At 59.6% G+C, this 1,379-nt stretch carries 1 protein-coding gene; it reads left to right on the top strand.

The window, feature by feature from the left end:
* Positions 1–117: 117 nt before the first annotated feature.
* Complete coding sequence (locus tag P3L18_RS28095) at positions 118–1,356, top strand: ISL3 family transposase (protein ID WP_211541779.1); 1,239 nt, start codon at positions 118–120, stop codon at positions 1,354–1,356.
* Positions 1,357–1,379 lie beyond the last annotated feature (23 nt).

Below are 1,379 nucleotides of genomic sequence, written 5' to 3'. Positions count from 1 at the left end.
GGCTCTCCTGACCTTTCTATGGGCGTCCCACCGCATCCCACCGCGTGCCTAACGCGCGCAACGCCCTGTCTCCCTTAATATTTGGTTTGCGAAGACTCAAACAAAAGGAGCAAGGCGTTGCGCACCGCTACTGTACTGCAGAAGTTGCTGGGAGTCGAGAAATTGATCGTTCTCGATACCGAGTTCGTCGAGGACGGCGATGAGTCGTCCGTCGTGGTGTCGGTGCGCGCCCACGACCGCGCGCGATCTCGCTGTCCGAAATGCCACAAGCGTTGTCCTGGATATGATCACAGTGATCAGCCGCGGCGATGGCGGCACGTTGATATGGGCGGATGGCGCTGCTATCTGCAAGCGGAGGTCGGGCGGATCCAATGTCGAGAGCATGGCGTGCTGACCGAAGAGGTGCCATGGGCCAGGCCTGGCGCAAAGGTCACCAGAGCCTTTGATGACACCGCTGCATGGTTGGCCGCGCACAGTCCGGTCACGGCGGTCTGTGAGTACCTACGAGTGTCGTGGCGGACCGTCAACCGGATCGTCGAACGTGTCGTTGCCGATCACGTAGGGTCGGTAGATCGACTGAACAATCTGCGGCGCATCGGAATTGATGAAATCGCTTACCGCAAAGGACGACGTTTCCTGACTGTCATCGTCGATCACGACACCGGCCGGCTGGTCTGGGCGCGCGAGGGCGCCACCAAAGAGACGTTGCACGCCTTCTTTGATGAACTCGGCGAGCAGCGCAGCGCAGCACTGACCCACATCAGCGCCGACGCCGGCAAGTACATCGCCGCGGTCATCGCTGAACGATCACCAGAGTCGATCTGGTGCATGGACCCGTTCCATGTAGTCCAGTGGGTGACAAGGGCATTGGACCGGTGTCGGTCACGAGTGATGAATCGGATCGTCGGCCTGAGCGAGGCCGACCGCAAGCACCTACGCTGGGCGTTGCTGAAGAACCCAGAGAATCTGACTCGCGCGCAACAGCGTGCACGCAAGAAGGTCGTCAAACACGCAAACAACGAACTCGCTCGTGCCTATCGGCTCAAGGAACAGATGCGATACCTGTTCTACGGCAACCATAACGATCCCTGGGCGGCGATCGGCCGGTGGATCAGTGCTGCCAGACGTAGTGAGATTCCGGAGATGCGGACGCTGGCCGACAGTGTCGAGGCCCAAAGGACACAGATCCACAACTCGATCGTATGTGGAATGTCCAACGCCCGAGTAGAAGCCACCAACACACACCTTCGCGCACTCACGAAGCGTTCGTACGGATTTCACTCACCCGAAGCCCTCATCGCCATGTCCACACTCACCCGCGGAGGCGCGTGTCCTGCTCTCCCGCAAAGAAATTGACCCACTCAATAGTCAGTAGAGCC

This window comes from Gordonia sp. N1V, from assembly GCF_029269935.1.
Lineage (GTDB): Bacteria > Actinomycetota > Actinomycetes > Mycobacteriales > Mycobacteriaceae > Gordonia > Gordonia polyisoprenivorans.
Note: the sequence above shows the minus strand (reverse complement) of the source record. Positions and strands in the feature narration are given on the sequence as shown.